General features: G+C 64.6%; 15 protein-coding genes. 6 read left to right on the top strand and 9 right to left on the bottom strand.

All coding sequences use genetic code 11. The features are described from left to right. Positions 1-210: 210 nt before the first annotated feature. Positions 211-471, top strand: a complete 261-nt coding sequence (locus tag HU738_RS13025) for a DUF1652 domain-containing protein (RefSeq protein ID WP_054886585.1) — start codon at positions 211-213, stop codon at positions 469-471. Here HU738_RS13025 and HU738_RS13020 read toward each other — a convergent pair. From HU738_RS13020 to HU738_RS12980, 9 genes are all read right to left on the bottom strand, one after another. Beyond that, the gene (locus tag HU738_RS13020; RefSeq protein ID WP_186602542.1) at positions 468-2,555 is read right to left on the bottom strand and encodes a putative bifunctional diguanylate cyclase/phosphodiesterase; all 2,088 of its coding nucleotides are present in this window, start codon (positions 2,553-2,555) and stop codon (positions 468-470) included. The two genes, HU738_RS13025 and HU738_RS13020, sit on opposite strands and share 4 nt — an antisense overlap. Positions 2,556-2,761: 206 nt before the next feature. Next, the gene (locus tag HU738_RS13015; RefSeq protein ID WP_176507963.1) at positions 2,762-4,249 is read right to left on the bottom strand and encodes an efflux transporter outer membrane subunit; all 1,488 of its coding nucleotides are present in this window, start codon (positions 4,247-4,249) and stop codon (positions 2,762-2,764) included. Further along, on the bottom strand, positions 4,246-7,353 hold the full coding sequence (locus HU738_RS13010) for an efflux RND transporter permease subunit (RefSeq protein ID WP_176507962.1): 3,108 nt from the start codon (positions 7,351-7,353) through the stop codon (positions 4,246-4,248). The genes HU738_RS13015 and HU738_RS13010 overlap by 4 nt, the downstream gene beginning before the upstream one ends. Next, on the bottom strand, positions 7,350-10,448 hold the full coding sequence (locus HU738_RS13005; RefSeq protein WP_186602544.1) for an MdtB/MuxB family multidrug efflux RND transporter permease subunit: 3,099 nt from the start codon (positions 10,446-10,448) through the stop codon (positions 7,350-7,352). Before HU738_RS13005 ends, HU738_RS13010 begins: the two co-directional genes overlap by 4 nt. After that, positions 10,445-11,752, bottom strand: a complete 1,308-nt coding sequence (locus HU738_RS13000) for an MdtA/MuxA family multidrug efflux RND transporter periplasmic adaptor subunit (RefSeq protein ID WP_186602546.1) — start codon at positions 11,750-11,752, stop codon at positions 10,445-10,447. The genes HU738_RS13005 and HU738_RS13000 overlap by 4 nt, the downstream gene beginning before the upstream one ends. 219 nt (positions 11,753-11,971) lie before the next feature. Further along, positions 11,972-12,472 (bottom strand): thiol peroxidase, encoded by a 501-nt coding sequence (gene tpx / locus HU738_RS12995; protein ID WP_176507959.1) that lies wholly within the window; start codon positions 12,470-12,472, stop codon positions 11,972-11,974. A gap of 167 nt (positions 12,473-12,639) precedes the next feature. Then, positions 12,640-13,920, bottom strand: coding sequence for a serine/threonine transporter (locus tag HU738_RS12990; protein WP_099813664.1), 1,281 nt, complete (start codon positions 13,918-13,920; stop codon positions 12,640-12,642). 195 nt (positions 13,921-14,115) lie between these two features. Continuing rightward, complete coding sequence (locus HU738_RS12985) at positions 14,116-15,312, bottom strand: amino acid aminotransferase (RefSeq protein ID WP_186602550.1); 1,197 nt, start codon at positions 15,310-15,312, stop codon at positions 14,116-14,118. A 162-nt stretch (positions 15,313-15,474) separates the two neighbouring features. Further along, positions 15,475-16,500: an Ldh family oxidoreductase gene (locus tag HU738_RS12980; RefSeq protein WP_186602552.1), complete on the bottom strand. Its 1,026-nt coding sequence runs from the start codon at positions 16,498-16,500 to the stop codon at positions 15,475-15,477. A gap of 143 nt (positions 16,501-16,643) precedes the next feature. On the opposite strand from HU738_RS12980, the gene HU738_RS12975 reads away from it, so the two are divergent. The 5 genes from HU738_RS12975 (at position 16,644) to HU738_RS12955 (ending at position 21,222) form a co-directional block, all read left to right on the top strand. Then, positions 16,644-17,516, top strand: coding sequence for a MurR/RpiR family transcriptional regulator (locus tag HU738_RS12975; RefSeq protein WP_186602554.1), 873 nt, complete (start codon positions 16,644-16,646; stop codon positions 17,514-17,516). A gap of 21 nt (positions 17,517-17,537) precedes the next feature. Further along, complete coding sequence (locus HU738_RS12970) at positions 17,538-18,290, top strand: transporter substrate-binding domain-containing protein (protein WP_176507954.1); 753 nt, start codon at positions 17,538-17,540, stop codon at positions 18,288-18,290. A gap of 245 nt (positions 18,291-18,535) precedes the next feature. Then, a complete protein-coding gene (locus HU738_RS12965) occupies positions 18,536-19,255 on the top strand; it encodes an ABC transporter permease (protein WP_186602556.1) in 720 nt (239 codons plus the stop codon). Further along, positions 19,252-19,962: an ABC transporter permease gene (locus HU738_RS12960; RefSeq protein WP_176507952.1), complete on the top strand. Its 711-nt coding sequence runs from the start codon at positions 19,252-19,254 to the stop codon at positions 19,960-19,962. The genes HU738_RS12965 and HU738_RS12960 overlap by 4 nt, the downstream gene beginning before the upstream one ends. Positions 19,963-19,977: 15 nt before the next feature. Continuing rightward, complete coding sequence (locus HU738_RS12955; protein WP_186602557.1) at positions 19,978-21,222, top strand: NAD(P)/FAD-dependent oxidoreductase; 1,245 nt, start codon at positions 19,978-19,980, stop codon at positions 21,220-21,222. Positions 21,223-21,234: the final 12 nt, after the last annotated feature.

Genomic DNA, 21,234 nt, shown 5'->3' with positions numbered 1-21,234 from the left:
TGCGATTTCGCCCACCCTCCGTCACAGAGCGTTAGCCACGGCGCTCTGCTTGCCGTCGGCGCCATTGCTCACCTTGTGATCACCGTCATGCATTAGCACATTTGTCATGATTTACACGGAACATGCGCTGTGGCAGGTGCTATGGTTACCTTCCCGGCAGCCGCGCAAGGTTGCCCATCACCCTGACCAGGCAAGGACAAGGAGGCTGGCATGAACAAGATGACGTTCCCCAACGCCTGCCAGGTGATGCGCTGGCATTTCCATCCGCTGGGCTTCGAAGCCACCATGGATGCCCCACGCAGCATGGTTGCACGGCTGTTCGACCGGGCCACCGGCGAGACCCTGCTGGCCATTGCCGGTATCCCCTGCACGGCGATCATGGCCGCAGCGGACGTCGAACGCATCATCGAAGCCGTGGAAGCCGAGATGGATGCGTTTGCACCGGCCTTCGCCTTGCGTGACGCAGGCTAGACAGCCGCGACGCTTTCCTCGCGCAAGGTTTGCAACCTTGCCATGAACTGCTCGGCTGGCACCGGCTGGCCCAACAGGTAGCCCTGCAGCGAATCACAGCCCAGGCGGGTCAGGAAGTCCTGCTGGCGGTCAGTTTCCACGCCTTCAGCCACGATACGCAAGCCCAGCGCCTGGCCCAGGGCGACGATCGCCGAGACAATCGCGGCGTCGTCGCTGTCCTGCTCCAGGTCACGCACGAAGCCCCGGTCGATCTTCAGCTCGTTGGCCGGCAAGCGCTTGAGGTACATCAGGCTCGAATAACCGGTGCCGAAGTCGTCGATGGACAGGTCCACGCCCATGTCGGAAAGCCGTTGCAACACGGCCAGGCTGGCATCGGCGTCGTGCATGGCAGTGGTTTCGGTGATCTCCAGGGTCAGGCGGTTGGCCGGCAGGCCGTTTTCCTGCAGGGCGCGGGCGACACTGTCGACCAGGCCGGCATGGCAGAACTGGATGGCCGACAAGTTGACCGCCATGCGCCATTCGCTGTGGCCTTGCTCGAGCCACTGGCGCATCTGTCGGCAGGCTTCATCCAGCACCCACTCGCCGATCGGAATGATCAGGCCAGTCTTTTCTGCCAGACCAATGAAACGGTCCGGAAGCATCAGGCCGTGCTGTGGGTGTTCCCAACGCAGCAAGGCTTCGGCGCCGATCGGCAGGCAGGCCTGGGCGGCGAACTTGGGCTGGTAGTGCAGGCGGAACTGGCCCTGCTCCAGGGCCGTGCGCAAGTCCTGCAACAGCTGCAACTGCTGGCGGGCGTTACTGTTCATCGAGGCGTCGAAGAAGCTGTAGCCATTCTTGCCGGCGCTCTTGGCGTGGTACATGGCGGCGTCGGCGTTGCGCAGCAGCTCAAGCTGGTCCTGGCCATTGCCGGGGTACAACACGATACCCAGGCTGGCGGTCAGTTGCAGATCATGCTCGGCAACGCGGAACGCGCGCGACACCAGGTTGACCTGCTTGGCCGCCACATCCATGGCGTCTTCAGGCTCCTGCAGCTCCACCAGCAGCACGAATTCGTCACCGCCGATCCGCGCCAGGGTGTCCTGGCTGTGCAGGTGGCCACGCAGGCGGGCCGCGACGGCTTTGAGCAGCAGATCGCCGACATGGTGGCCAAAGGCGTCATTGACCGGCTTGAAACCATCCAGGTCGATGAACATCAGCGCAAAGCAGCCGCCCTGCTCCGCCACCTTGCCAATCGCCTGCTCGATGCGGTCGGACAATAGCGTGCGGTTGGGCAAGCCGGTCAAGGTGTCGTGCAAGGCCAGCTGGGTCAGCTCCTGGTTGGCCAGGGTCAGTGAATGGGCCAGCGCTGCCGTTCGGGCTTCAAGGCGTGCATCCAGCACCGAGGTGAGCAGCACCACAGCCAGCACCGCCAGGGTGGTGATCAGCACCAGATAGACCAGGCCATCGCCCTGCAGGCCATCGGTCAGCGCACCACAGAAACTGCCCTCGGGAAAGTTCGCTGCCGCCATGCCGGTGTAGTGCATGCCGACGATCGCAACACCCATCACCATCGCCGCCAGGCCGCGGATCTGGCGCACGTATGGGGTGTGCTGACGCAGGCGAAAGGCAATCCACAGCGCGGCCGCAGAGGCACCTACCGCGATGGCCAGCGAGGCGCCGAACAAGGCCGGGTCATAATCGATGCCGGGCAGCATGCGCAGCGCCGCCATGCCGACGTAATGCATGCAGGCGATGCCAGTGCCCATGATCAGGGCGCCAAACGCCAGCTGCAACCGGGGCATGCTGGGCTGGCTGACCAGCCACAGGGCGAAGCCGGAAGACAGCACGGCAATCAGCAGCGAAAACGCGGTCAGGCCGATGTCGTAGCCCAGGGCGATGGGCAGGCTGAAAGCAAGCATGCCGATGAAGTGCATCGACCAGACGCCGATGCCCATGGCCAACGCGCCGCCGCCCATCCACAGATGCACGGCACGGCCCTTGGCCGTGGCGATACGGCCAGTCAGGTCGAGAGCGGTGTAGGAAGCAAGGATCGCCACGCAGAGTGATATCAGCACCAGCGCGGAGGAGTAAGTACCGGTCAACATTGGGAAATCCAGCTCGGGACAGGGGGCCCGAAAAAACTGACGATTGTACTCAAGCTTTGGCGAAACGCACGGGCTTTGTGCGAATGGGAATGGATCCAACGAATGAAAAGCACCCTCGGAATGCTTGAGTCAGAGCCTTTTCAACGCAGAATGAAGGCACATTGCCATTTGTCGGCTGACCCGCTCACTCTGAGCGGGTCAGCCGGTCATTCCTGCCGGGCAAACGCCTGCTCGGCATCCCAGCCACCGCCCAGCGCTGCGATCAGTTGCACGCTGGCCACCAGCCGCCCTTCCAGCAGGGTCAGTGCACTGCGCTCGTTACTCAGCGCAGTGGTCTGCACGTTGACCACATCGAGGTAACCGATAAGGCCCGCGCGGTACTGGTTCTCGGTCAGACGCAGCGATTCGCGGGCCGCCTCCAGCGCTTCCTGGCGCACTACGGCTTCGTCGGCATACACCTTCAGCTGCACCAGGAAGTTTTCCACCTCCTTGAAGCCGTCGAGTACGGTCTGGCGGTACTGCGCCACCGTCTGGTCATACACCGCCCGGGTGCGATCAACTTCGGCGCCGCGCTTGCCGGCGTCGAACAACGTCATCGCCAGTTGCGGCCCCACCGACCAGTAGCGATTGGGCAGTTCGATCCAGTTGCTGAAGCTGCTGCTGGAATAACCACCGCTCATGCTCAGGCTCAAGTCCGGGAAGTAGGCGGCGCGGGCCACGCCGATATTGGCGTTGGCGGCCATCACGTTGCGCTCGGCCGAGGCGATATCCGGGCGGCGTTCGAGCAGTTGCGACGGGAGCGTCACCGGGATCTGCGGCAGCGCCGGAATACGCTGGCTGTCAGCCAGGGAGAATTCGGCCGGGGCCTTGCCCAGCAGCACGGCGATGGCGTTCTCGAACTGTGCGCGCTGCCAGACCAGGTCGATCAGGTCCGCTTGCGTGGACTTCAACTGGGTCCGCGCCTGGGCCACTGCGTCCGGGCCGGCGACGCCAGCGCGGTACTGGTTTTCGTTCATCCGCAGTGAGCGCTCGTAGGTTGCGACGGTGGCTTCGAGCAGGCGCTTCTGTTGGTCGATCACCCGCAGTTGCAAGTAGTTCTGTACCAGTTCGGACTGCTGGCTCAGGCGAATCGCGGCCAGGTCGGCAAAGCTGGCTTCGGCGCTGGCCTCGTTGGCGTTCAGGGTCTCGCGCAGCTTGCCCCACAGGTCGACTTCCCAACTGACGCCGAGCTGCGCGTTGTAGGTGTTGCGGATGCCGCTGCTGTTGTTGGACAGGCTCGAACTGGAACTGCCGGTGCCTTGTGCCGAGCGGTTCTTGCTGGCACTCAGGTCCAGGCTGGGGAACAGCGACGCCCGGCTGCTGCGCACCAGGGCCTGGGCCTGACGATACTGGGCTTCCGACTGCGCGACGGTCTGGTTGCTGCGGTTGAGTTCCTCGACCAGCGCATTCAACCCGGCGTCGCCGTAGATTTCCCACCAGGCGCCACGGGCAATGGCATCGGACGGATTGGCCTGGGTCCAGCCTTCGGCCTGCTTGTACTGCGCCGGGGTGCTCAGCTGCGGGCGGTGGTAGTCCGGGCTCAGGGTACAGGCGCTGAGCATGGCCACGCACAGACCGGCGCCGGCCAGGCGAGAGCCCCGCCCACGGGTCAACAGCTGCAAGGCACGGTGAAGTCGGGTCTGGGCGAAGTTCATAGCGGTGTGTCCAGGGCGGCGTCGGTGCGTACACCACGCCAATGGTTGAATCGGTGACGCAGGCGGTCCAGGTACAGATAGACCACCGGTGTCGTGTAAAGGGTCAGCACCTGGCTGACGACCAGGCCGCCAATGATGGTCAGGCCCAGCGGCTGGCGCATCTCCGCACCTTCGGCACGGCTGATCAGCAGCGGCAAGGCGCCCAGTATGGCGGCCAGGGTGGTCATCAGGATCGGCCGCAGGCGCAGCAGGCAGGCGCGGCGGATAGACTCCTCCGGGCTCAGGCCCTGGTGACGCTCCAGCTGCAGCGCCAGGTCGATCATCAGGATGGCGTTCTTCTTCACCACGCCGATCAGCAGGAACAGGCCCAGCAACGAGATCAGGCTGAACTCGCCGCCGGTGGCGTACAGGGCGAGCAAGGCACCGACGCCGGCCGAGGGCAAGGTCGACAGGATGGTCAGCGGGTGGATGTAGCTTTCGTAGAGGATGCCCAGCACCAGGTAAACCAGCACCAGGGCGCCGAGGATCATGAACGGCTGCCCTTCCTGGGTCTTGGCGAAGGCACTGGCCGTGCCACCGAGCTTGGCGATCACCTCCTCGGGCAAACCCAGCTTGGCAACCGCCCGCTCCACGGCAGCCATGGCCTGGTCGGGGCTGTAGCCTTCGGCAACGTCGAAGGCAATGTCTTCGGAGGCGAACTGGCCTTCATGGCTGACCCGATCGTTGGCCAGGCTGTTCTCGTAACGGGCGATGGTCGACAGCGGCACCCGCGCACCGTCACTGGTGATGACCTGCACCTGTTCCAGCGTGCTCGGGTCCCAGGCGTATTTCGGGTTGATCTCCAGCACCACCTGGTACTGGTTGAGGCTGTCGTAGATGGTCGAGATCTGCCGCTGGCTGTAGGCGTTGTTCAGCACGGCGGTGACCATGTCCATGTCGATGCCCAGGCGCTTGGCCTGGTCACGGTCGACCACCAGGGTCACCTGCTGGGTGCCGGAACCGTCGCGGGCATCAATGGCGGTCAGCTCGGGCAATGCGCGCAGTGCCGCGACCACCTTGGGGAACCACTGGCGCAGGGCCGCCAAATCGCCGCTCTGCAGGGTATACAGGTATTGCGAGGAGGACTGGTCGCGGCCACCGCCGCCCAACTGCAGGTCCTGGTCGGCCATCAGGAACAGCCGCCCACCGGCGACCTTGGGCATTTCCTTGCGCAGGCGCTCAATGATCTTCTGCGCGTCGAGCTTGCGCTCGCTGATCGGTTTCAGCCGCACCAGCACCATGGCGTTGTTGGTGCCGCTGTTGCCACCGATGAAGCCTGCCACGCTTTCCACTGCCGGGTCGGCGAGCAAGGCGCGGCGGTAGATTTCCATCTTCGGTTGCATCACGTTGAACGACAGGCCGTCGTCACCACGGATGAAGCCGATCAGCTGGCCGGTGTCCTGTTGCGGTATCAAGGTCTTGGGCACCACCACGTACAGGGCGATGTTCAGGCCGATGGTCGCCAACAGGCTGATCAAGGTCAGGCGCCTGTGGCGCAAGGCCCAGCCAAGGCTTCGATCGTAGACATCGACCATGCGCTGGTGCGCCTTGTCGCTCCAGCGCTGCAGGCGTGTCGGCTCGGCGCGGTGAGGCTTGAGCCAGCGGGCGCAGAGCATCGGCGTGAGGGTCAGCGAGACCACCAGCGAGACGATGATCGCCGCGGCCAGGGTGACCGAGAACTCCTGGAACAGGTTACGTACGATGCCGCCCATGAACAGGATCGAGACGAACACCGCCACCAGCGATACGTTCATCGACAGCAAGGTGAAGCCGACCTCCCTGGCGCCCAGGAACGCCGCACGCATCGGCGGCTGGCCATCCTCGATGTGCCGGGAGATGTTCTCCAGCACCACGATGGCATCGTCGACCACCAGGCCGGTGGCAAGGATCAGCGCCATCAGCGACAGGTTGTTCAGCGAAAAACCGCACAGGTACATCACCGCGAAGGTGCCGACCAGCGACACCGGCACCGCCAGGCTGGGGATCAGCGAGGCGCGCAAGCTGCCGAGGAACAGGTACACCACCAGGATCACCAGCACCACGGCAATCAGCAGCGTGTGCTCGGCCTCCTTCAGGGTCGCCTTGATCACGGGCGAGCGGTCCATGGCCACGTTCAACTGCACGCTGGCCGGCAGCAATGACTGCAGGGCCGGCAGCTGCGCCTTGATCTGGTCGACGGTTTCGATGATGTTGGCGCCGCTCTGGCGGTTGACCACCAGCAGCACGGCGCTCTGGTCGTTGAAGAAACCGCTGTTGTAGCGGTTCTCGACGCCATCGGTAATGGTGGCCACGTCCGACAGCCGCAGGATGGTGCCATTGGACTGGCGGATCACGATCGGCTCGTAGTCCTTGGCGGTTTCCAGCTGGTCGTTGGCCCGCACCTGCCAGTTGCGCTCGGCATCCTCGACAAAGCCCATGGGCCGGCGCTGGTTGGCGTTGGACACGGCCGTGCGCACCTCGTCCAGCGACAGGCTGTACTGGTTGAGCAACTGCGGCTCCACGGCGATGCGCACCGCTGGCAGCGAGCTGCCACCGATCTGCACTTCGCCGACCCCGCTGACCTGCGCCAGGCTCTGCGACAGGATGGTATCGGCCAGGTCGTACAGCTGGCCCTTCTGCAGCACGCTGGAGGTCAGCGAGAGCACCATGATCGGCGCCTGCGACGGGTTGATCTTCTTGTAGGTGGGCATGCTGCGCATGCCGCTGGGCAACAGGTTGCGGGTGGCATTGATCGCCGCCTGCACCTCACGTGCGGCACCGTCGATGTCGCGCCCCATCTCGAAACCGATGATCACCCGGGTCGAGCCCTGGTTGGAGCTGCTGGTCAGGGTGGTGACGCCGGCGATGCTGCCAAGCTTGCGTTCCAGCGGCGTGGCCACGGTGGCGGCCATGACCTCCGGGCTGGCCCCGGACAGGTTGGCTTGCACCACGATCACCGGAAAGTCCATCTGCGGCAACGGCGCCACCGGCAGCAAACCGAAGCTGACACCACCGAGCAGCATGATCGCCAGGCTCAGCAGCATGGTCGCCACAGGCCGGCGGATGAAAGGTCCGGACAGGTTCATGCCTCGGCCTGCTGTGCATCAGCGGCCGGGCGCCAGCGGCGGGCCAGGCGGTCGAAATACAGGTAGATGACCGGTGTGGTGAACAGCGTCAGCACCTGGCTGACCAGCAGGCCGCCGACCATCACCAGGCCCAGCGGCTGGCGCAGTTCGGCACCGGAACCGGTGGCCAGCATCAACGGCACGGCGCCGAACAGCGCGGCCAGGGTGGTCATCAGGATCGGCCGGAAGCGCAGCAGCGCCGCCTGGTAGATCGCATCACGCGGGCTCATGCCCTGGTTGCGCTCGGCCTCCAGGGCAAAGTCGATCATCATGATCGCGTTTTTCTTGACGATGCCGATCAGCAGGATGATGCCGATGATGGCGATCATGCCCAGGTCGTTGCCGCTGAGGATCAGTGCCAGCAACGCGCCGACCGCCGCCGACGGCAAGGTCGAAAGGATGGTCACCGGGTGGATGTAGCTCTCGTAGAGCACGCCCAGCACGATGTACATGGTCACCACGGCCGCCAGGATCAGCAGCAAGGTGCTCGACAGCGAGGCCTGGAAGGCTTCGGCGGCGCCCTGGAAGCGGGTCTGCACGCCGAGCGGCATGCCGATGTCCTGCTGCACCTGCTCGATCACCTTGACCGCCTCGCCCAGCGACGCACCCCGGGCCAGGTTGAACGACAGGGTCACTGCCGGGAACTGGCCGATATGCGAGATGGCCAGCTGCGCCTGGCGCTGCTCGATCCGCGCCAGTGCCGACAGCCGCACCTGACCGCCATCGGTGGCCTTGACGTGGATCGATTCCAGCGCCTGCGGGCCGATGACTGCCGCGTCCTGCGACTGCAGCACCACGCGGTACTGGCTGGCCTGGGTGTAGATGGTGGAAATCTGCCGCTGGCCGAAGGCATCGTACAGGGCGTTGGTGATCTGCGACACACTGATGCCCAGGCGGCTGGCCATGTCACGGTCGATCACCAGGTACACCTGCAGGCCCTTGTCCTGCAGGTCACTGGCCACATCCTGCAACTCCGGGCGCTGCTGCAGGGCGTGCACCAGCTTGCCGCTCCACTGCGCCAGCAAGTCGGCGTCAGGCGAAGACAGGCTGAACTGGTATTGGGTGCGGCTGACCCGGTCCTCGATGCTCAGGTCCTGCACCGGTTGCATGAACAGGCGGATACCGACCAGCTTGTCGAGCTGCGGTTGCAGGCGGCTGATCACTTCCGCGGCGCTGACATCACGCTCGCCGTGGGGCTTGAGGTTGATCAGCAGGCGGCCACTGTTGAGCGTGGCGTTGTCGCCGTCGACACCGATGTAGGACGACAGGCTCTGCACCGCAGGGTCTTGCAGGATCACCTTGCTCAGCGCCTGCTGGCGCTCGCTCATGGCGGCGAACGAGGTGGATTGCGGCGCTTCGGAAATGCCCTGGATCACCCCGGTGTCCTGCGCCGGGAAGAAGCCCTTGGGCACCACCATGTACAGCAGCACGGTGAGCGCCAGGGTCGCCACGGCCACCAGCAAGGTCAGCGGCTGGTGCTTGAGCACCCACTGCAGGCCGCGGCCGTAGTGTTCGATCATCCAGTCGATCCAGGCACCACTGGCGCGGTAGAAGCGGCCCTGCTCTTCCTCCTTGGGCTCGCGCTTGAGCAGGCGCGCGCACATCATCGGGGTCAAGGTCAGCGACACCACCAGGGAAATCAGGATGGCCACCGCCAGGGTGATGGCGAATTCGCGGAACAGCCGGCCGACCACATCGGCCATGAACAGCAACGGGATCAAGACGGCGATCAACGAGAAGGTCAGCGAAATCAGGGTGAAGCCGATCTGCCTGGCACCTTTGAGTGCCGCCTGCAGCGGCGTTTCGCCTTCCTCGATGTGGCGCGAGATGTTCTCGAGCATGACGATGGCGTCGTCAACCACGAAACCGGTGGCAATGGTCAGGGCCATGAGCGTCAGGTTGTTCACCGAGAAGCCGGCCAGGTACATCACGCCGAAGGTGCCGATCAGCGACAGCGGTACGGCAATCGAAGGAATGATCGTGGCACTGAAGCGGCGCAGGAACACGAAAGTGACCATCACCACCAGCACGATGGCGATCAGCAGCTCATGTTGCACGTCCTTGACTGCGGCACGGATGGTTTGCGTGCGATCGGTCAGCACCGACACATCGAGGCCGGCCGGCAGGTTGTCGGTGACCGATGGCAGCAGCGCCTTGATGCGGTCGACCACGTCGATGACGTTGGCCCCAGGCTGGCGCTGGATATTCAGCAGCACGGCCTGGCTCTGGTTGGCCCAGGCAGCCAGGCGTTCGTTCTCGGCGCCGTCGACGATCTCGGCGACGTCCTTCAGGCGCAGCGGCGCGCCATTGTTGTAGGCGAGGATGAGGTTGGCGTATTCCTCAGGCGAACGCAGCTGGTCGTTGGCGTCGAGCATCGACACCCGGGTCGGGCCGTCGAAGTTGCCCTTGGGCTGGTTGACGTTGGACGCGCCGATCAGGGTACGCACATCGTCGAGGTTGAGGCCGTTGGCTGCCAGAGCGTCGACGTTGACCTTGATCCGCACCGCCTGGCGCTGGCCGCCGGCGATGCTGACCATGCCCACGCCGCTGATCTGCGCGAGCTTCTGCGCCACCCGGGTGTCGACCAGGTCGTTGAGCTTGGGCAGCGGCATGGTCTTGCTGGAAATGGCCAGGGTCAGCACCGGGGTGTCGGCCGGGTTGACCTTGTTGTATACCGGCGGCGCAGGCAGGTCGCTGGGCAACAGGTTGCTGGCGGCGTTGATCGCGGCCTGCACCTGTTGCTCGGCGACGTCCATGTTCATGTCCAGGCTGAAACGAAGGGTCAGCACCGAGGCGCCGCCGGAGCTGGTCGATGCCATTTGCTCAAGGCCGGGCATCTGGCCGAACTGGCGCTCCAACGGTGCGGTGACCGCACTGGTCATCACCTGCGGGCTGGCGCCCGGGTACAGGGTCATGACCCGGATGGTCGGGTAGTCGACCTGGGGCAAGGCGGAAACGGGCAACAGCTTGTAGGCGATCAGCCCGGCCAGGACGATGGCCAGCATGGTCAGCGTGGTGGCGACCGGGCGCAGGATGAACAGGCGTGACAGGTTCATGCGCCCGCCTTGGCTGCCGCTTTGCCGGAAGGCGCCTCATCGCTCTGGGCTGATCCCTTGGCGTCCTGGCCCTGCAGGTGCTGACCCGGGGTGGTCGGCACTTGCGAGCTGTCTTCGACCACTTCGACCTTGGTCCCTTCGCGCAGGCGGTCGGTGCCTTCCAGCACCAGGCGCTCACCGGCCTTGAGGCCCTCGAGGATGACACTGTTCTGGCCATCGCTGGCGCCAACCTTGACCTTGCGGATGTTGACCGTGCTCTGGTCATTGACCACGTAGGCGAAGGTGCCCTCGTTGCCGAACTGCACGGCCGCGGCCGGCGCCATCACCACCTGCTTGAGGGTGTCGGCCAGCAGACGCACGTTGACGAACTGATTGGGGAACAGGGCCAGGTCCTTGTTCTCGAAGCGGCCTTTGAACTTCAGGGTACCGGTGGTGGTGTCGATCTGGTTGTCGATGCTGCCCAGCACGCCGGTCGACTGCAGTTTGCTGTCGGTGCGGTCCCAGGCCTCGACCGGCAGGCTGGCGCCGCTGCGGTAACGGTCAAGCACGGTGTTCAGCTCGGTCTCGGGCAAGGTGAAGGCGACGCTGATCGGCTCGGTCTGGGTGATCACCACCAGGGCGGTGGTGTCGTTGGCCGCCACCAGGTTGCCCAGGTCGAGCTGGCGCAGGCCCACGCGGCCGTTGATCGGGGCGCGGATCTGGGTGAAATCGAGGTTCAGGCGGGCATCGTTGACCTGGGCCTGGTTGGTCTTGACCAGCCCCTGGAACTGCGCAACCTGGGCTTCGGCGGTATCGAGGGTCTGCTTGGCGATGCTGTCCTGGGCATACAGGCCCTTGTAACGCGCCAAGTCGACCTGGGCGTTCTTCAGTTGCGCCTGGTTCTGTGCCAGGGTGCCTTCGGCCTGCTGCAAGGCAATGCGGTAAGGGCGTGGGTCGATTTCCGCGAGCAGGTCGCCTGCCTTGACCTGCTGGCCCTCCTTGAACAGGATTTTCACCAGCTCGCCGGCCACCCGGCTGCGCACATTCACCGTGTTGGTCGCCGTGACAGTGCCCAAGGCCTTGTAGTAGAGCGGGAAGTCGCCCACTCGCACCGGCTCGACACGCACCGGCACCGGGTCGGTGGAGCCGCCGAAGCCCGGCCGGCCCATGCCCATCCCCATGCCCTTGCCGCCGCGCCCTGCGCTGGCCGCTTTGTGGGCAGGCGTTGCCGCAGGCCACAGCCACCAGGCCAGCAGGGCCACCAGCAGCAGGATCAGCAGGCCGACGAGCCAGCGACGAGGGGATCGGGAATTGGACACTTGCATGGGTTGAACGAACCTTGTTCAGAAATGGCGGCTTGGGAAGGTTGAACGATAAGCACTGGCACTGTTTTAGCAAAGGCCCTTTACCAGAGGTTTACCTTTGCCTGACGTTGCCAAAAGGCTGAACTTTAAACGAAAACGGCCCGGAAAGCGTTCCGGGCCGTTACAGGGTGTTGCTTGGAGAGGGGCCAGGCAGAAGAGTTCCTGTACCCCAGGCAACCCTTACTTGAGTACCGCCAGGGCTGCTTCGTAGTTCGGCTCGTCGGCGATCTCGCCAACCAGCTCGCTGTGCAGCACCTTGTCGTTCTCATCCAGTACCACCACAGCACGGGCAGCCAGGCCGGCCAGCGGGCCGTCGGCGATGGCAACGCCATAGTTCTTGAGGAATTCGGCGCCACGCAGGGTGGACAGGTTCTTCACGTTGTCCAGGCCTTCGGCACCGCAGAAGCGCGCCTGGGCGAACGGCAGGTCGGCCGAGATGCACAGTACGACGGTGTTGGCCACGTCGTTGGCCTGGGCGTTGAACTTGCGAACCGACGTGGCGCAGGTCGGGGTGTCGACGCTCGGGAAGATGTTCAGCACCTTGCGCTTGCCGGCGAAGTCCTTCAGCGACTTGTCAGCCAGGCCTTCACCGACCAGGGAGAAAGCCGGAGCCTGGGCACCGACCTGCGGCAGAGTGCCGTTGACCTGAACCGGGTTGCCTTTGAGGGTCACTTGAGCCATGACGAAATCCTTATGCGGGGTTTTGAAAAGGACACTGAGTTAATCATGAAGGCGGCCGGGTGCCTATGGGGGCATTGAAATTGTTCTATCTCCGGACTGTTCCTGTGGACAAAAAAAAGCCCGGATGGCGACAACCACCCCGGGCCTTTTCCGATTCAGGCAGTGAGTCAGCTGATCAGGCTATACACCACGGAGGTCAGCGCAACCAGGCCGACCACCACCACGAACACGTTCGACAGCGCACCACTGTATTGGCGCATCGACGGCACGCGACGGATGGCGTACATCGGCATCAGGAACAACAGCACGGCGAGGATCGGGCCGCCGAGCGATTCGATCATGCCAAGGATGCTCGGATTGAGGGTGGCGACGATCCAGCAGACCACCAGCATCAGCGCGGCGACCACGCGGTCCAGGGTCTTGGCGCCTGGGCGGGCACCGGCCTTGGCGATGATGCCCTTGAGGCCTTCACTGGCACCGATGTAGTGGCCCAGGAACGACTTGGCAATGGCGACAAAGGCGATCAGTGGCGCGGCAAAGGCAATGGTCGGATTGCTGAAGTGGTTGGCCAGGTACGACAGGATCGACAGGTTCTGCGCCTTCGCCTCGGCCAGCTGGGCGCTGCTCAGGGTGAGCACGCAGCTGAACACGAAGAACAGCACCATCACCACCATCAGCAGGTGGGCACGGCGCAGTATCTGGCCGCTGCGCTCGTCGGCGTGTTCGCCATAGCTGCGCTTCTGGTCGACGGCGAAGGCCGAGATGATCGGCGAATGGTTGAACGAGAACACCATCACCGGAATGGCCAGCCACAGGGTGTGCAGGAAGGCCGAGCCCGACGGCACCTGGGCGGCGCTGTCGAGGATACCACCGGTCCAGTGCGGAATCAGGTACAGGCCCAGTAGCCCCAACGCAACGATGAACGGGTACACCAGCAGGCTCATGACCTTGACCGTGGCCTGCTCGCCGCAGCGCACGATCGCCAGCAGGCCGAGGATCAGCACGAATGACAGCACTGCCCGTGGTGGCGGCGCCATGTGCAGTTGGTGCTCCATGAAGCTGCTGACGGTGTTGGTCAGCGCCACGCTATAGATAAGCAGGATCGGGAAGATGGCGAAGAAGTACAGCACGGTGATCAGCGCACCGGCCTTGATGCCGAAGTGCTCTTCGACCACTTGGGTGATGTCGCCGCCGCTGCGCCCGGACAGCACGAAGCGGGTCAGGCCACGGTGCGAGAAATAGGTCATCGGGAAGGCCAGCGCGGCCAGGATCAGCAGCGGCCAGAAGCCGCCCAGACCGGCGTTGATCGGCAGGAACAAGGTGCCTGCGCCGATGGCTGTGCCGAACAGGCCCAGCATCCAGGTGGTGTCGTTACGCGACCAGCTGCCGAGGGTGGCGGGGGTCGATTCTGCAAAGCGTTGTTCAACGCTTGGGGCCTGCTCATTCATTCCGGGTGAAGCTCCACTCGCAAGACTGCAACAGGCTGAGAATGGCGAAATTGCGTGATCGCCCAACTCAACCGGGAAAGAGGGGCGCGATTGTGCACCGAAAGGTTGCACTTGCGAAGCCCCTTTCCGAGAGGCGGTTGCACTTGTCTTTACAAGCAGGTTGTGCCGGGGGCTGCGCTGCAGCCCCCGGCAGCCTTACTTCTGTACTGCGGCGAAGGCTTCGGCAACCCGCTGCAGGTTGGCCGGGCGCAAGCCAGACATGCACACCCGGCCGCTGTCGATCAGGTACACGCCGAACTCGTCACGCAGGCGACGCACCTGCTCGACGCTGAAGCCGGTGTAGCTGAACATGCCGCGCTGGCGCACGAAGAACTGGAAGTCCTGGCCTGGCAGCAGCACCGCCAGGGCATCGACCAGCGCCTGGCGCATGTCGAGGATGCGCTTGCGCATCACTTCCACTTCTGCGGCCCACTGGGCGTTGAGCGCGGCATCGCCGAGCACGCCCGCCACCAGCTGGGCACCGAAGTTGGGCGGGCTGGAGTAGTTGCGGCGCACGGTGGCCTTGAGCTGGCCGAGCACGCTCTGGGTGGTGGCTTCGTCATCGCAGACCACCGACAGGCCGCCTACCCGCTCGCCGTACAGCGAGAAGATCTTGGAGAACGAGTTGCTGACCAGGCACGGCACGCCGGCACGGGCCATTTCGCGGATGGCGTAGGCGTCTTCCACCAGGCCTGCGCCGAAGCCCTGGTAGGCGATGTCGAGGAACGGGATCAGCTGGCGCGCCTTGACCACTTCCACCACCTGCTGCCACTGGGCCGGCTCGAGGTCGGCACCGGTCGGGTTGTGGCAGCACGGGTGCAGCAGCACGATGCTGTTGGCCGGCAGGCCTTGCAGGGCCTGCAGCATGCCGTCAAAGTCGACGCCACGGCTGGCCTGGTCGAAGTACGGGTAGGTGTGGACCTTGAACCCGGCACCTTCGAAGATGGCGCGGTGGTTGTCCCAGGTCGGGTTGCTGACCCAGACTTCCGACTGCGGGAAGTAGCGCTTTAGGAAGTCGGCACCGACTTTCAGCGCGCCGGAGCCGCCAACGGTCTGCACGGTGGCTACGCGCTTGCCGGTCACGGCCGGGTGGTCGGCACCGAACAGCAGCGCCTGGATCGCCTGGCGGTAGCTGGCCAGGCCTTCCATCGGCAGGTACAGCGAGGCTTCATGGGCCTGGCCGGCAATGCGTTTTTCCACCGCATCCACCGCTGCCAGCTGCGGCACCACACCGGCCTCATCGTAATACAGGCCGATACTCAGGTTGACCTTGTCGGCGCGCGGGTCGGCCTTGAAGGTTTCCATCAACGAGAGGATCGGGTCGCCGGCATAGGCATCGACATGTTTGAACACAGCGTGCAGCTCCTTGGATCAGGACAGTTCGGAAAGACTGCCCTGAGGATACCCGGAGTCAGGCCCAAGGAACATCACATAAGTGCAAGGTTGTCTATGCAACTTTGCACAGCCGGGGATTCGTGCTGGATTCTTCGCGGGTAAACCCGCGAAAGGGGCGGTTCAGCCGAGCAATTCTCTCAGGCCTTGCAACTCCTGTTCAGTCACCGCCACCCCTTCCCGCTCGGCCTGTTCCCGCTCGCGGTAGCGACGCTCGCCTGGCATGCGCGACAACCCGGCGGCTTGCATCTGCTCAACCAGTTCGCGGCTGCGCTGGGCAAACCGCTCACCCTCGGCCTTGCTCGGGTCGATGACGATGATCAGTTGCCCGGTCCACGGCGTTTTCGCCCCCGGGTGGCCGGACCAGTCGAATTCCCAGGAGAAATGCCCGCCGGTCAGCGCCGCCGCCAGCAATTCGACCATCATCGACAGCGCCGAGCCCTTGTGCCCGCCAAATGGCAACAGCGCGCCGCCTTCGAGGATGGCCTTGGGGTCGGTGGTCGGCTGGCCTTGGGCATCCACGCCCATGCCCTCGGGCAATGCCTGGCCGGCCCGCGCAGCGATCTGCACATCGCCGTGGGCCATGGCGCTGGTGGCCATGTCGAAAACGATCGGGTCATGCCCGGCGCACGGCGCGGCAAAGGCGATCGGGTTGGTGCCGAACAGCGGTTTGCGCGCACCGTGCGGCACCACGCAGGTCATGCTGTTGACCACGCTCAGCGCCACCAGGCCCTCATCGGCAAAGGGCTCGACATCCGGCCACAGTGCAGCGAAATGGTGCGAGTTGTGGATCGCCAGCACGGCAATGCCGGCGCTGCGGGCCTTTTCCACCAGCAACCCACGCGCTGCGGCCAGGGCGGGCTGGGCGAAACCACCGGCGGCATCCACGCGCACGTAGCCTGGCGCCAGGTCGGTTACCTGGGGGATGGCACGCCCGTCGACCCAGCCACTGGCCAGGGTCGAAACGTAACCGGGAATACGGAACACGCCATGGCTGTGGGCGCCATCGCGCTGGGCACTGGCGCAGTTGTGGGCCAGCACGTTGGCTACCGCCTCGCTGCAACCGTGCTGCTGGAGGATCGCTTGCAACAGCCCCTGCAGCTCGGCGAAGGGCAGGCGCACGAGCGGGCTGGTGGAAGGTGCGGACATCTGTAGCTCCTTTCTTGGAATTGGAATGGCAACAGCGTATGCAACGACAAAAACTTTCCGATAAGTGACAGCTATCTGTCAAATGTTGACGCGATGACAGAAAACAGCCATTTTCTATTCCACGCCTCACCTGGAGCCGCAGCATGAGCCAACCGATCAAGCAACGCCTGGAAAACAGCCTGCAAGGGGCCGCAGCCTCAGGCCGCAAGATCGCCAGCTACATGCTCGCCAACCTGCACGAACTGCCGTTCCAGACCTCGGCCAGCATTGCCGCCAAGCTGGGTGTCAGCGAGTCCAGCGTCGGGCGTTTCTGCCGCTCCCTCGGTTATGCCCATCTCAAGGCGCTCAAGCAAGACCTGCAGAGCGACCTCGGCGACGGCCCCTGGCTGATGGGTGATCGCCTGCAAGAATACCGCCAGAACCAGGATGTCAGCGACAACGCCGGCAGCCTGGAGCGGGAAATCGCCGCGCTGGTACGCGTCCACGAATACCGCCAGAGCGACGCCTGGCACGCCGTGGCCCAGCGCCTGGCAGCAAAGCCACGGGTGTGCATCGCCGGCTTCCAGACCGAACGCGGCATCGCCATGTGCATGAGCCACCTGCTGCAATACCTGCGCGATGGCGTGCAGCTGGTCGATGGCAGCGCCGGGCACTTCGGCGAGGTGCTGCTCGGCCGCAGTGAAGACACCGCGCTGGTGGTGTTCGAGGCCCGCCGCTATTCGCGCCACGCCCTGCAGCTGTGCCAGAAGGCACGCGCCGCCGGCATCCCGGTCACCCTGGTGACCGATACCTTCTGCGACTGGGCCGATGCCCATGCCGACGAAGTGTTCCGCATCCCCACCGAATTCAACCTGTTCTGGGAGTCCACCGCGACCATGCTGTCGTGGGTGCACCTGATGGTCAACGAGGTCTGCAAGAAGCTCGGGCCTGATGTTGAAAAACGCTTGGAAGCAACTGCCGCTCTACATAACGAGTTCGTCGGCTACACCTCGTGGCCCGCGGGCAAACAACAATAGCAAGAGTGCAAGAGGTGCGAGATGAACAAGACCATGGCAATGCTGGGTGCGTGTGCCCTGCTGCTGGCCGCTAACGCCAGCGCCGAGACCCTGCGCTTCGCCACCGAAGGGGCCTACCCGCCCTTCAACTATGTCGATGCCGATAATCAGCTGCACGGCTTCGACATCGACATCACCCATGCCCTGTGCGAGCAGATGAAAGTCGAATGCACCCTGGTTGCCCAGGACTGGGAAGGCATCATTCCCGCCTTGATGGCGCGCAAGTACGACGCGGTGGTGGCCTCGATGATCGACACCGAGGAACGGCGCAAGAAAATCGCCTTCACCGACCACTACTACCGCACCCCGCTGACCGTCGCCGTGGCCAAGGACAGCAAGATCAGCGACGCGCAAACCACGTTCGACGGCTATACCGTCGGCGCCCAGTCGTCCTCGACCCAGGCCATCTATGCCGAAGACGTTTACGCCAAGGCCGGCGCCGAGGTGAAGCTCTACCCGACCATGGACGAGGCCAACGCCGACCTCGCCGCCGGCCGCCTGGACGGGGTGATCGCCGACAAGTTCCCGCTGCACGAGTGGATGAACAAGAATGGCGGCGACTGCTGCAAGATCCTTGGCGATGTAGCCAACACCAAGGCCGACGCTGCGATTGCCGTGCGCAAGGACGATGACGCGCTGCGCCAGCGGCTGAACACCGCACTGGCCGAGATCGTTGCCAACGGCACCTACCAGAAGATCGCCAGCAAGTACTTTGCCTTCGATATCTACAACTGATCTTCGGAAAACTGCGCAATTTGTGTAGGAGCGGCCTGTGGGAGCGGCCTGTGGGAGCGGCCTTGCGTCGCGAAAGGGCCGCAAGGCGGCCCCGGCATTCTGTGCTGATGCATAAATCCTGGGGCTGCTGCGCAGCCCTTTCGCGACGCAAGGCCGCTCCCACAGGCATTCCCACAGGCATTCCCACAGGCATTCCCACAGGCATTCCCACACAGACACCGCATTACCCGTCAAAGGGGTTCGTCATGCTCGATCAATTGTCCTTGCTGTCCTTCGCCAGTGGCGGCTGGGGCCAGGCGCTGCTGGCCGGCGCGCTGGTTACCGTGTCGCTGGCCCTCGCCTGCCTGCCCATCGGCCTGCCGCTGGGCCTGGCCGTCGCCCTGGCGGCGCGCTCGCGCAAACGCCTGGCCCGAGCCTGGGCCACCAGCTTTTCCACGGTGTTCCGCGGGCTGCCCGAGTTGCTGACCTTGCTGATCATCTATTACGGCTGCCAGATCGCTGCACAAAAGCTGCTGGCCGCCATGGGTTATGAAGGCGAGTTCCTGATCAACACCTTCCTGGCCGCCATGATCGCCTTCAGCCTGGTCTTCGCAGCGTTCTCCAGCGAAATCTGGCTGGCGGCGTTCAAGACCCTGCCCAAGGGCCAGCTGGAGGCCTGCTCGGCGCTGGGCCTGAGCAAGCGCACCGGGTTCTTCAAGGTGGTGCTGCCGCAACTGACCCGCATCGCCCTGCCAGGCCTGTCGAACAACTGGCTGTCGTTGCTCAAGGACACTTCGCTGGTATCCACCATCTCGCTGGTCGACCTGATGCGCCAGACCAACCTTGCGGTCAGCGTGACCAAGGAGCCGATGTTCTTCTATGGCGTCGCCTGCCTGGCTTACCTGCTGTTCTCGGCAGTCTCCGGGCGGGTCTTCGCCTATATCGAGCGCCGCAGCAACCGCCACCTGCAAGGAGCACGCGCATGAGTGCCGAACAACTGCTGGGCCTGGTACTGGACCCGGACCTGCTGGAGCGCTATGGCCCGCGCTTCGTCGATGGCCTGCTGGTGACCGCCAAGCTGGTGGCGATCTCCTTCAGCCTGGGCGCCGTGCTCGGCCTGCTGCTGGCGCTGGCGCGCCTCTCGCACCACCGCTTGCTGCAACGCATGGCGGCCGGCTACATCTACTTCTTCCGCGGCTCGCCACTGCTGGCACAGCTGTTTCTGCTGTATTACGGCCTGGGCTCGCTCAAGGGCTTCTGGCAGGACCTGGGCCTCTGGTGGTTCTTCCGTGAAGCCTGGTTCTGCACCTTGCTGGCGTTCACCCTGAACACCGCCGCCTACCAGGCCGAGATCTTCCGCGGCAGCCTGATGGCCGTGGCGCCGGGGCAGTACGAAGCGGCACGGGCACTGAACCTCAAGCGTTCGACCACCTTCTTCAAGGTCATCCTGCCGCAATCGTTGCTGGTGGCCATCGGGCCGCTGGGCAACGAGCTGATCCTGATGATCAAGGCCAGCGCCATCGCCTCGCTGGTGACCCTCTACGACCTGATGGGCGTGACCAAGCTGGCGTTCTCGCGCAGTTTCGACTTCCAGATCTACCTCTGGGCCGCGGTGCTCTACCTGGTGATCGTCGAGCTGGTCCGACGCGTGCTCAAACACCTGGAAGCCCGCCTGGGCCGCCACCTGAACTGACCGAAGGATACATCCATGCATTGCCAGACCCTTGTCCTCGGCGCCGGCATCGTCGGTGTCAGTACCGCGCTGCACCTGCAGGCCCGCGGGCGCCAGGTGATCCTGCTCGACCGCGATGACCCCGGCACCGGCACCAGCCATGGCAACGCCGGGCTGATCGAGCGCTCCAGCGTGATCCCCTATGCCTTCCCGCGGCAATTCGGCGCCTTGCTGCGCTATGGGCTGAACCGCCAGCCCGATGTGCGCTACAGCGTGCTGCACTTGCCCAAGGCGGCGCCGTGGCTGCTGCGCTACTGGCAACAGTCGGCGCCCGGGCGCCTGGCCGGGGCCGCGGCCGACATGCTGCCGCTGGTTCAGCGCAGCGTCGAGGAACATGATGCGCTGGTCCAGGCGGCCGGCCTTGAAGGGCTGATCCAGGCCAAAGGCTGGATCGAGGTCTATCGCGACCCGGTGCTGTTCCAGCAGGCCAAGGCCGAGCTCAAGGGCCTGGCCCGTTACGGCCTGCAGTACCAGATCCTCGAACGTGGCCAGTTGCAGGCGTGCGAGCACCAGCTCGACAGCACCGTGGTCGGCGGCATCCACTGGCTCGATCCGAAGACCGTCACCAACCCCGGCGCCCTCACCCGTGGCTATGCCGCACTGTTCGTGCAGCGCGGCGGGCAGTTCGTGCATGGCGATGCGCGCAGCCTGCGCCAGGTCGACGGCCGGTGGCAGGTCGACAGCCAACGGGGGCTGATTACCGCCGAGGAGGTGGTGGCCTGCCTCGGGCCACAGTCGGGCGACCTGTTCGAGCGCCTGGGCTACCGCATTCCGCTGGGCATCAAGCGTGGCTACCACATGCACTACAGCACCCGCGAGGGTGCGCAGCTGCTGCATGCGATCTGCGACACCCAGGGTGGCTATGTACTGGCGCCGATGGCCCGCGGCGTGCGCCTGACCACCGGTATCGAGTTCGCCGCCAGTGACGCACCGGGCAACGAGATCCAGCTCAAGCGCTGCGAAGCGCTGGCGCGCAAGCTGTTCCCGGCGCTGGGTGAGCGCCTTGATGACAAGCCCTGGCTCGGCCGCCGGCCCTGCCTGCCCGACATGCGCCCGGTAATCGGCCCTGCGCCACGGCATAAAGGCCTTTGGTTCAATTTCGGCCACGCCCACCACGGCCTGACCCTGGGCCCTGTCAGCGGCCGCCTGGTGGCCGAGCTGCTCACGGGCGAGCGCCCTTTCACTGACCCTGCGCCTTACAGCGCGGCACGTTTCGACTGACACCCAGCGGGA

The organism is Pseudomonas vlassakiae, assembly GCF_014269035.2.
Lineage (GTDB): Bacteria > Pseudomonadota > Gammaproteobacteria > Pseudomonadales > Pseudomonadaceae > Aquipseudomonas > Aquipseudomonas vlassakiae.
This window is presented reverse-complemented; position numbering and strand designations above follow the sequence as displayed.

Excerpts from the sequence above, each read along its gene's own strand:
- HU738_RS13025 (WP_054886585.1), top strand. The coding sequence starts at position 211 with ATGAACAAGATGACGTTCCCCAACGCCTGCCAGGTGATGCGCTGGCAT.
- HU738_RS13020 (WP_186602542.1), bottom strand. The coding sequence starts at position 2,555 with ATGTTGACCGGTACTTACTCCTCCGCGCTGGTGCTGATATCACTCTGC.
- HU738_RS13015 (WP_176507963.1), bottom strand. The coding sequence starts at position 4,249 with ATGAACTTCGCCCAGACCCGACTTCACCGTGCCTTGCAGCTGTTGACC.
- HU738_RS13010 (WP_176507962.1), bottom strand. The coding sequence starts at position 7,353 with ATGAACCTGTCCGGACCTTTCATCCGCCGGCCTGTGGCGACCATGCTG.
- HU738_RS13005 (WP_186602544.1), bottom strand. The coding sequence starts at position 10,448 with ATGAACCTGTCACGCCTGTTCATCCTGCGCCCGGTCGCCACCACGCTG.
- HU738_RS13000 (WP_186602546.1), bottom strand. The coding sequence starts at position 11,752 with ATGCAAGTGTCCAATTCCCGATCCCCTCGTCGCTGGCTCGTCGGCCTG.
- tpx (WP_176507959.1), bottom strand. The coding sequence starts at position 12,472 with ATGGCTCAAGTGACCCTCAAAGGCAACCCGGTTCAGGTCAACGGCACT.
- HU738_RS12990 (WP_099813664.1), bottom strand. The coding sequence starts at position 13,920 with ATGAATGAGCAGGCCCCAAGCGTTGAACAACGCTTTGCAGAATCGACC.
- HU738_RS12980 (WP_186602552.1), bottom strand. The coding sequence starts at position 16,500 with ATGTCCGCACCTTCCACCAGCCCGCTCGTGCGCCTGCCCTTCGCCGAG.
- HU738_RS12975 (WP_186602554.1), top strand. The coding sequence starts at position 16,644 with ATGAGCCAACCGATCAAGCAACGCCTGGAAAACAGCCTGCAAGGGGCC.
- HU738_RS12970 (WP_176507954.1), top strand. The coding sequence starts at position 17,538 with ATGAACAAGACCATGGCAATGCTGGGTGCGTGTGCCCTGCTGCTGGCC.
- HU738_RS12965 (WP_186602556.1), top strand. The coding sequence starts at position 18,536 with ATGCTCGATCAATTGTCCTTGCTGTCCTTCGCCAGTGGCGGCTGGGGC.
- HU738_RS12960 (WP_176507952.1), top strand. The coding sequence starts at position 19,252 with ATGAGTGCCGAACAACTGCTGGGCCTGGTACTGGACCCGGACCTGCTG.
- HU738_RS12955 (WP_186602557.1), top strand. The coding sequence starts at position 19,978 with ATGCATTGCCAGACCCTTGTCCTCGGCGCCGGCATCGTCGGTGTCAGT.